The organism is Flavisolibacter nicotianae, from assembly GCF_003628535.1.
In the GTDB taxonomy this organism is placed as follows: domain Bacteria; phylum Bacteroidota; class Bacteroidia; order Chitinophagales; family Chitinophagaceae; genus Flavisolibacter; species Flavisolibacter nicotianae.
The window spans coordinates 62,888-73,465 of record NZ_RBCI01000017.1; the positions used below are offsets into that span (position 1 = coordinate 62,888).

General features: G+C 49.2%; 7 protein-coding genes. All 7 read left to right on the plus strand.

Annotated elements, in window-relative coordinates:
* Positions 1-60: 60 nt before the first annotated feature.
* Entirely contained in the window at positions 61-1,023 is a 963-nt protein-coding gene (locus tag D6024_RS24935; RefSeq protein ID WP_121357548.1) for an SDR family NAD(P)-dependent oxidoreductase, read from the plus strand.
* A gap of 25 nt (positions 1,024-1,048) precedes the next feature.
* On the plus strand, positions 1,049-2,197 hold the full coding sequence (locus tag D6024_RS24940) for a glycosyltransferase family 4 protein (protein WP_162945015.1): 1,149 nt from the start codon (positions 1,049-1,051) through the stop codon (positions 2,195-2,197).
* 67 nt (positions 2,198-2,264) lie between these two features.
* Positions 2,265-4,064: an asparagine synthase (glutamine-hydrolyzing) gene (asnB, locus tag D6024_RS24945; RefSeq protein WP_121357550.1), complete on the plus strand. Its 1,800-nt coding sequence runs from the start codon at positions 2,265-2,267 to the stop codon at positions 4,062-4,064.
* 39 nt (positions 4,065-4,103) lie between these two features.
* Entirely contained in the window at positions 4,104-5,432 is a 1,329-nt protein-coding gene (locus tag D6024_RS24950; RefSeq protein ID WP_121357551.1) for a phenylacetate--CoA ligase family protein, read from the plus strand.
* 52 nt (positions 5,433-5,484) lie between these two features.
* Positions 5,485-6,702, plus strand: a complete 1,218-nt coding sequence (locus tag D6024_RS24955; RefSeq protein WP_205573369.1) for a hypothetical protein — start codon at positions 5,485-5,487, stop codon at positions 6,700-6,702.
* 532 nt (positions 6,703-7,234) lie between these two features.
* Entirely contained in the window at positions 7,235-8,059 is an 825-nt protein-coding gene (locus tag D6024_RS24965; protein ID WP_121357553.1) for a WecB/TagA/CpsF family glycosyltransferase, read from the plus strand.
* A 340-nt stretch (positions 8,060-8,399) separates the two neighbouring features.
* Positions 8,400-10,578: right-handed parallel beta-helix repeat-containing protein (locus D6024_RS24970; RefSeq protein WP_162945016.1), on the plus strand; the 2,179-nt coding region annotated here is incomplete at its 3' end.

Genomic DNA, 10,578 nt, shown 5'->3' on the forward strand with positions numbered 1-10,578 from the left:
TCGACGCAGGAAATTTTATTTTAACCCAACGTATTTTTCACCTTACTAAACAGTCACCTTTTGAAAATTTTAATCACAGGCATCGCTGGTTTTATTGGCTCTCATGTGGGAGAGCGGTTGTTAAGCCTGGGTCATGAGGTTGTGGGTGTCGATAATTTCGATGCCTTTTACGCACGGAAATTCAAGGAAAATAATTTGCGTTCGTTCCGTGATTCTGAAAACTTTTCCCTTTACGAAACCGACATCCGCGACAAAGAACAACTGCGCGAAGTTTTTGCGCAGCACAAGATCGATGCAGTCATTCACCTCGCTGCCAAGGCAGGTGTTCGTCCTTCGATCGAGCGAATCGAGGAATACTATGATGTCAATATCAACGGCACGCTGAACCTGCTGGAATGCATGCGCCAAAACGGCGTGGTCAACCTGTTGTTCGCGTCTTCTTCATCGGTTTACGGCAACAATCCAAAAGTGCCTTTTTCCGAAGAAGACATCGTGGACAACCCGATCTCGCCCTATGCCGCCACCAAAAAAAGCGGTGAGCTGCTTTGCCATGTGTACAGCCATTTGTATGGGTTCAACATTACCTGCCTGCGGTTTTTCACCGTCTTTGGCCCGCGGCAGCGTCCCGACCTGGCCATCCATCTTTTTACGCGGCTGATCGACACGGACAGGAATGTGCCCTTTTATGGCGACGGCACCACGGCCCGCGACTATACGTATGTAGACGATATTGTCGACGGCGTGTTGTGTGCACTCAATCACCTGAAAGGCTTTCACGTATACAACCTGGGCGAATCACGGATTACCCGCCTGCACGAACTGATTACGCTGATCGAAAACGCACTGGGTAAAAAAGCGGTTCTCGATAAAAGACCCATGCAACCCGGCGATGTTGAAAAGACCTATGCAGATGTAACAAGAGCCAAAACAGAACTTGGTTATCAGCCAAAATATGACATGGAAACAGGTATCCGGAATTTCGTGGCCTGGTACCAATCGGCGAAATCTTCTTTGTACGAATAAACGAACCCAAAGAACTGGAGTGTGTATGATGGAAAAGTCTTTACTGGTAGAAATGAAACCGCAAACACTGGTGGCAGAAGCCGGGAAAAAAGTGCTTGTCTTGATTCCGGACCCGGCCATTCCCGGTGGCGTGAGCAACTATTACAAAACCTTAGCGCTTGACAAAAGGGCCAACATAGCTTATTTCCCCGTGAATACGGCCAAGCCGCAAGGTCCTGTCGCTGCCGTTACCCGGCTGGCCGGACGGTACTGGCGCTTCTTCTTCCAGCTACTCTTTCAACGCTATGACGTAGTAGTGGTCAACCCGTCGCTGGATATGGGCAAGTCGTTTCACCGTGATCTTGTTTTTCTCCTGATTGCCCGGTTGCTAAAACGGGAAACCGTGGTGTTTTTCCGCGGTTGGTTTGAGCCCTACGAAGAGGTGATCCGCAAAAGCAAGTGGAAACAGTTCTTATTTCGGAACAGCTATGCCAAAGCCGACAAACACGTGGTGCTTGGCGAAATTTTCAAACGGAAATTATTGTCCCTTGGTGTTCCGCCACAGACGCCTTTTTTCGTGGAAACAACTGTTGCTGATTCCAGCTTCGTAAAAGAGCTGGACCTGGCGAAAAAACGTGCGCAGTTTGAAAAGGAGATCAGTTTCCTGTTCCTGTCGCGGATCGAAAAAGAAAAAGGAATATACATCGCCATCGATGCCTTTGTTGCGTTCCGGAAAGCCTTCCCCGAACGGAAAGCAACGCTGCAGATAGCCGGCGACGGACCCGATCTCGCTGCCGTCAAACAATACGTGGAAACAAAGGGTTTGGCGGATATCCGTTTTCTGGGACATATCGATCGGGAAGCAAAAAAAGAGGTGCTGCTCCAATCGCACATCCTCCTTTTTCCAAGTTTTACGGAAGGCCTGCCCAACAGCATTCTCGAAGGCATGTTGTACGGGATGCCCATCATTGCCCGGGCCACCGGCGGCATTCCCGAAGTGGTAAGCCACGGCGCCAACGGCTATGTGACCGAAAGCTACGACCCGGCCGTTTTCACCGGCTTTATCACGGAGGTCTCGCTGAACAGCGATTTGTATGCAGCCATGGCGGAAACAAATCATAAACAGGCCAGGCAAAAATTTACCAGCGAAAAAGTAAAGGAGCGGATTATCCGGATTTATAGCGATACGCTCTGATTCAATCCTGTTGGCGGCAAACCCACGCCAACCAAACACCAACGTTAACCCACCAAACGGAAATAAAATGTGCGGAATTGCAGGCGTTTTTTTTAAGAAACGAACAGACGAAAAATTGCTCCACAGGTTTGAAAGCCTTGTGCGGGAAAAGCAGCACCAGCGGGGACCGGATGAGTTCAACCGCTTCGATGTATTGCCCAACCTGTTCTTTTTTCACAATATGCTGTCCATTATCGACATTGGCAATGCAAGACAGCCGATGTCCGATGACAACGGCGTGATCACCTACAACGGCGAGGTGTACAACTACCGCGACTTGAAATACGCGGACGAGAAATACGAGAAAAAATCGGATACCGAAGTCCTGCTGAAAGGCCTGAGCCGGGAATACCTTTCCTTTCTCGACAAGACCAATTCGATGTTTGGGTTTGGCTATTTCAACAAACATTCGCAACGGCTCACGATCTGCCGCGACCGTATCGGCATCAAGCCCCTTTATTTTATCAACAACGAAGAGGTCTTTGCATTTGCGTCGACCATCACGCCGCTTGCATTGTTCTCCAAAAAGAACCTGAATTACCAAAAGCTTTGGCAGTTTTACCTGAACCGGGCTTTTAAGGCGCCGGCCACCATCTTTGATGACATTTTTGAAGTGCCGGCCGGTAATTACCTCGAGTTTGACGTGCCCACGCAAAAAGCATCGGCGATTCAAACCTGGTGGACTCGCAACGCAGTGGAAGACAAGTATACCGATGAAACCGAAATCATTGAATCTGTCGAAAGCCTGATGAATGATGCGATCCGCAACCGCCTGGTAGCCGACGTGCCGGTTGGCCTGTTTTTGAGCGGCGGCGTCGATTCATCACTGGTAGCGGCACTGACCGCCAAACAAACAAGCAACCTCAATGCGTTTACGGTTTCTTTTCACGACGAGAAATACGACGAATCGCCGTATGCAAAACAGGTATGCCGCCAATTTGGAATCAACTACAACGAGATAAAAGTCAGTGCGAACGACTTTTTGGGAAATATTGAAAACTGGATCGGCATCCAGGACGATATCGTTGCCGACCCTTCGGCGCTGCTGCTCTACAAAATCTCCGAATACGCAAGCAGCATGAAATACCGGGTGCTTCTTGCCGGTGAAGGAAGCGACGAACTTTTCGGCGGCTACAATGCCTACAAATATTTCGATTGGTCGCAACGGGCTTACCGCATGGTTGGAAAAAACGTCCCGTTCAAAAAAGGCCTGGTGAATATGTTCAGGGACAATTCCAAGAAATACAATTTTCTCTACAATTGCCTGAACGAACCTTACTTCTACGGAACGGCGCTGATCTTCGAGCCGCACCTGCTGAACGAGCTGCTGGCCGATCACAACATCGAAAGCCCCAAACGGGTTCGCAACCTGAAAGAAGCCATGGACCTGGATATCAAGGACCGGTTGCCCAATGATGTCCTGACCCGGTCGGACCGCTCAACCAGCGGCACGGCAGTTGAACTACGAGTGCCGTTCCTGGCGCATCAATTGGTGAATTATTCCGCCGGTATCAGCCAGGACCTGCTGATGAAGGACAAGACACCCAAATACCTGGTTAAAAAACTGGCGTGCAAGTATTTCGAACCTTCGTTTGTGCACCGCAAAAAGGTTGGATTTGATTTGCCGATCAGGGCCTGGTTATCGAATGAGCTAAAAGGGCTTCTGGAGGAAAATATCCGCCATTCGGTACAAAAAGACTTTATCAATGTCGGTGTCATCGAGCAATGTTTCCATTTGCATACGCAAAAAAATATTGACTATGCATCCAAACTCTGGGCCTTTTTGTGCCTGGAACTGAGTTACCGGTACCTGTCCAAAATTGCCTAGCCCTTGCCGTGAGTACAGGCACCGACAAAACGTGAACCCATGAACAAACATTTTTTAAAGAATCTCCGCGATAACATCCCGGAGCCGCTTAAATACCTGGCCGCACCGGTTTTTCGCAACCGGCTGTTGAAGGATAAAAATTTTCATTCGACCCTCTCGTTGCTAGAGCAAAGCGATGCCTGGCGTGAGGAGCAGGTGAAAGCATATCAACTGGAGCAGTTGAAATCAATCCTGCACTATGCTTCTGCAAATGTGCCCTACTATCAATCCCTCTTTCAACGTGTTGGTTTTGACCCGTCCCGGATGACCTCACCCGATGAGATTTCGGTTATTCCCTTTTTAACCAAAGACCTGATCCGGCAAAACTTTCAGCAGTTGACCTCGACAGAAAAAGTACCCGGCGGTTATTATGTCGCAACCACGGGTGGCAGTACCGGCGAGCCGCTGAAAGTGTTGCTCGATTACGAATCGGTTTTTAAGGAAAGTGCCTTCGTTTATTTTTTCCGGAAGCATGCGGGATACAACTTTTCCGACAGGCTGGCGACGTTCAGGGGTGTGGAGTTTGGCGACAAGCTGTGGAAGTACAACCCGATGCACAACGAATTGATTTTTTCGCCCTTCAAGCTAAGCCGGCAGACCGTGGCAACCTATGTAAAAAAGCTCAACGAGTTCGGGCCGCAGTTTTTGAATGGCTACCTTTCCTGTTTGTATTTTTTTGCCCGCCTGTTGCAGGAGAACGGGTTGCGGCTCCGCCAACCACTGAAAGGGATCTTCCTGATTTCAGAAAATATTGACGAAGAACAGCGCCGCTTCCTCGAAGAATTTTTTCAAACTTCGTCATCGACCTTTTACGGGCACAGCGAACGGTGCATCATCGCTGAAGAAAAAGAAAAAGGATGGTACCATCCGTCACCGTTTTACGGCTATACGGAACTGGTGCCGCAGGACGGTGCTTTTGAATTGGTAGGAACAGGTTTCCTGAACAAAACGATGCCGCTGATTCGCTACAAGACCGGCGATATCTGCACCCGGAAAAATGACCTGATCTCCATCCAGGGCCGTTGGAATGTAGACGACTACCTGTTGGGTGTGAACGATGAAAAGATTTTTCATTCCAGTTTCAATTTTCACAGCGAGATCTTTAAAAACGTTACCAACTACCAGTTTGTCCAGGAGGAGAGGGGCAAATCGGAATTGCTCCTGCTTGTCAACAACCACTTCAAACCGTCAGAAATTGAAGTGATGAAACGGGAGATTGACCGGAAAACAAAAGGCATCGTTGATTTTGACATCAAGGTTGTGGATTCCCTGCGCTTGTCGCCAAGGGGTAAGTTCAAGCGGTTTATCTCCGCGGTGCGAAACAATTAGCCGCTTTGGAAAAAGGAAATCCAACCTGTTACAGAACCACGGATCAATCAACATGGAAAAACTAGTGAGCATCGAAAGCGAAAAGCGTGATGCGGTGATCAAAAACCGCATTGAAACAAGCTATAAAAAGCTGAAACAGTATTGTGAGCAGGAAAACTTTAAAGGTTGGGATCCCTATGATGGATTGAACAGTAAATTGTTCCAGTCCCTGCCCCTGATCCGCTCGAACCGCCTGGCCCGCCTTGCCTGGATTCAATTGTTTAAACGGTTGCCGTTGAATTTGCGCACGGTCACAGGCGTACCGAAAGCATACAACATGAAAGGCGTTGGCCTTTTCCTTGCCGGCTATTGCAAGGAATACAAGGTGAACCCGTCCGATTCGATTCGGGCAATGATCCTGCAACTCACTGAGATCCTGCTTGCCAACCAATCGAAGCCCTATTCCGGTGCATGCTGGGGATATAATTTCGACTGGCAGGCTCGGGCCTTTTTTCAGCCCAGGCAAACGCCGACGGTGGTGGCGACAACGTTTATCAGTTCGGCCTTGCTGGATGCGTACGAAATCACGGGGGATGAACGGCTGGTGAAGACAGCCCGGAGTGCCTGCGATTTCATCCTCAAAGATCTCAACCGGACCTATGATGAAAAGGGCAATTTCGCGTTTTCTTATTCGCCGCTAGACAAAAGTGTTGTGTTCAATGCGTCTTTGCTGGGTGCCCGGTTGCTGGCCAGAGTGTACCATTATACCGGCGAGGATGAACTAAAAGAGGAAGCAAAGAAAAGCGTCAGCTTTTGCTGCGATTTCCAGCGCAAGGACGGTTCCTGGGGGTATGGGACCCTGCCTTTTCACCAGTGGGTGGATAATTTTCACACCGGCTACAACCTGGAATGCATTTCCGATTACATGAAATTTACCGGCGACCATGCCTATGAGGATAATATAGAAAAAGGGTTTGATTATTATATCCGGACTTTTTTTACCGACGAAGGCATCTCGAAATATTACAATAACTCAATATTCCCGGTCGATGTGCATGCGCCGGCACAACTCGTGATAACTCTGTCCAAACTGGCGAAAACCGGTTCGCACAAAACCCTTCTCGACAACGTTCTCCTTTGGACGATCAACCATATGCAAACGGACAAGGGCTATTTTTTCTACCAGGTCAACAAGCATTTTTCTTCCCGCATTCCGTACATGCGCTGGGCGCAGTCGTGGATGTTTTATGCCCTTGCGACCTACCTGTTCGACGATTCGAAAATGTTGTAAATCCCATTTGGGTTTCTAATCGTTTTTACTTAGTATTGTCGTGCCGTTTCGGGCAAACTGAGAATTCAAATCCTCTACCACTTTCTTTTCACTCGCACTCGAAAGACTATAGCTACACCTATGATGAGCTGGTATTCCAGACACTGTGTTAACGCTAAAATCTTTTTTAATGTTTTTCGAGAAAACAAAAGACGCCGGGTCTAACCCTTTTTTCAATCTTCTTCCCGGCACCGAACAAAGTTTCTTCACTAGCCCGTTTTCGTTTTCCCCTCTATTCAACCCAGGTAACGCTGCTGTCGTCAATTCCATTTGCCGGAAAAGCAGTGACGGCGGAAGGTTGCAGGCATGCAGAGCGTTATCGCCGGTGCGAAAGATGATGCGCCAGTATGAGGCATTTTTTTTACAAAGTTCATTTACCCGTCGCGTGAAAATGTGTACGTAAACGGTTTCTGCTGCAGGCTGCGGCAGAAATGCCGGTGGTATAGTATTTATAACCTACATCGAACACACAATGCAAAACGAAAGAAATCAAATGAACGCAATCCTCCCTAAAAAACGAGTCAACATTTGCAATGTTCCGGTCGATACATTAACAATGGGTCAAACGGTGACAATGATTGACCAGTCCATCCAGGATGGCAAACCGGTTCATCACGTGGTGATCAATGCGGCCAAAGTTGTAAATGCCCAAACCGACCCAGAATTAAAAAAATCAATCGTAAACTGCGATATCATCAATGCCGATGGCAAGTCCATTGTGTGGGCAGCGAAATTATTGAACCGGCCAGTACCCGAGCGGGTGGCAGGCATTGACCTGATGGAGCGCCTGGTGGAACTGGCGGCGGCCCGGAACTACAAGATTTTTTTCTTTGGCGCCAAAGAAGACGTGGTGTCAAAAGTGGTGGAGACGTATAGGGCAAGGTTTGGAAACGGCATCGTTGCCGGTTACCGCAATGGATATTACAAAAAAGAAGAAGAACGCGACATCGCCCAACAGATTGCTGCCTCCGGTGCACATATTCTTTTTGTCGCCATCACATCGCCGTACAAGGAAATTTTTCTGAACACGTACAAAGACATCATCAAAGTTCCCTTCATTATGGGTGTGGGTGGTTCGTTCGACGTGGTTTCGGGAAAAGTGAAAAGAGCACCAGTCTGGATGCAAAACGCTGGGCTCGAATGGCTGTTCCGTGTAATCCAGGAGCCCAAACGGATGTGGAAGCGGTACCTGGTCGGCAATTCCAAATTCATTTACCTGGTAATAAAAGAAAAGGTGCGGCAGTTGTTTTCTTTCCGTGCCGTGCAGTCACCCAGCCAGGTAAGGCTTTCTCCCAAAGATCTCGACACGTCCATCTGACGAATAAACATTCCTCCGTACCCGTTTCCCTTTTTCTTCCTCCGGGCGGCTGATCCCGCCGCGTTTCTGCCTGGGCTTTAGCCGATTAATCCCCTGCATAAACTGACCCAAGAAGAGATTTTTTCTCTTCCCGGAGGCCGGGAAAATTTAGCATTGACAATACGTTTTATTTTTTGCGGTTCAAAAAAACACCATATATTGCCAGCTTTTAAACCGTTCTCCACAAATTTGGCAGGACGGTTTATCATCCTTTCTTACCGATCTGTACCCAGGTAAACTCCCTATTCAGTACCCAGCGTCAACTATCCTTTTTTTTAAACAATCTAACCGTTTCGACAAAATGAAGCTGCTGGTATTTTCAATTCTGATTTCCTGCATGTGTCTGCAGGTGGAGGCAAAGAACTATTATTTTTCGTCTGTAACCGGTGATGACAATCGATCAATGGCCGAAGCACAGAATCCGTCGACGCCGTGGCGGACCCTGACAAAGCTGAACAGTGTGTTTTCTTCGCTGTCGGCAGGGGATTCCGTCTTATTCCGCAGGGGTGAAGTGTTTATTGGGAACATTGTGGTGGGACAGTCCGGAGCGGCCGGCCTTCCCTTTGTATTGGGTGCTTACGGCACGGGAGCGCAGCCAGTGATTACTGGGCTGCAACCGGTAAGTAACTGGACCTCGCTGGGAGGTGGCTTGTATGAGACAACACTGGACAGGGGCAGCAGCCTGTTGAACGCGGTGACCTTCCAGGATACGTTGCAGCCCATGGGCCGTTATCCCAAACTGGACAATGGAAACGGAGGTTACTGGAACCTCGAGACCCACGTGGGTTCAACCTCGATAACCAGCACCTCACTGAGTGGTGCCCAGAACTATGTGGGCGGCGAGGTGGTTATCCGCAAATACGGTTGGATCCTCGACCGCGGCACCATTACGGCGCAAAGCAGTTCCACGATTACGTATTCGCCGTTTATAGCGGCAGAACATCCCAACTTCACTTATGAGCCGCAGGACGGCTTTGGCTTTTTTATACAAAATCACCCCAACACACTGACCCGGCTTGGCGAATGGTGTTATAACACGGCTACCCATAAGCTAACCATGTATTTTGGTGCAGCCTCGCCATCCAGCTATAGCGTTAAGGCGTCTGGGGTAGAAAATCTTGTCAGCATCATCGGTAAGAACAACGTGGTTTTGGATAACCTGACTTTGAGCGGAGCCAATAGCTATGCGGTTTTTGTCGACAGTTCAAACAATCTTACATTTTCCAATTGTAAACTGACCTACACCGGGGTAAATGCCATTGAAGTGACGAACGCCAAAACCTATGCGGTAAAGGTGGCAAACTGTACGCTGGCTAATACCAACAACAACGCCATCAATGCGAACACTTCTACCGGATGGACCATTCAAAATAACGTGATCCGCAATACCGGTATGGTGCGGGGGATGGGTCTTTCGGGTGACGGGCATTACAATGCCCTTCACTACATTGGGGGCAACAGTTTGATCCAGGGAAATGAAATCCGGAATACCGGTTACATCGGCATCAACTTCGTTGGCGATTATACGGTCATTAAAAATAATGTGGTGGACAGCTTCTGCATGGTAAAAAGCGATGGCGGAGGTATTTACACGTCGGCCCAGTCGGGCCAGGCCGGTCGGCGGGTAACAGGTAACCTGGTGCTCAACGGACTTGGCGACCGCTATGGCCGCAAAAAAGAAGAACTGGATAACCCCTTCGCCGGCAATGTGCACGGTATTTACATGGACGGTGGTGCCACTGATGTAGCCATCGACGGCAACACGGTGGCAAATTGCGCCAGCAGTGGTCTTGAACTGAGCAGCCCTTTCAATGTGCAGGTACTGGGCAATACGTTTTATAACAACACCCTTGCGCAGGTTCTTTATTACGAGTCGAAAAGCCCGATCAGCAACCTGACGGTCAAAAACAATATTATGTTCGCCCGTCCGGCCGAACAACTTATTTCCCTGGTTTATGCCGGTTCTACCAACCTGAGTGGATGGGGAACCATCGACAGCAACTACTACTGCCGTCCGCTCTACGAGCCGCAGGGGATTACCACGGGTGGTTATCCCAACATCGGCAGCTATACCAACTATCCCGGTGGTGGCATCGTACAGGCACCGGACTTCCAGTTTTATTCACTGGACACCTGGCAGAAACTCTCTGGCGTGGATGCCCATACGCTGAAAACGCCGGTCAGCATTCCAAGCCTCGACAGCGTACGGTTTGAGTATAACGCCACCAACGCTCCGCGGACCGTGGTATTGGATGCAACTTATATGGATGTCAAAGGCAAGGCATACAATAGCGGCACGGTTACACTGGCGCCCTATACCTCGGTCATCCTGATCCGCACCGGCAAATTGCAATTATTGCCGCAGACCATTACGTTCCCGGCGATTTCGAATAAACTGACCACGGATCTGCCCTTTACCTTGTCGGCAACGGCTTCCTCGGGCCTGCCGGTCAGCTACCGGGTGGTGAGCGGTCCTGCCA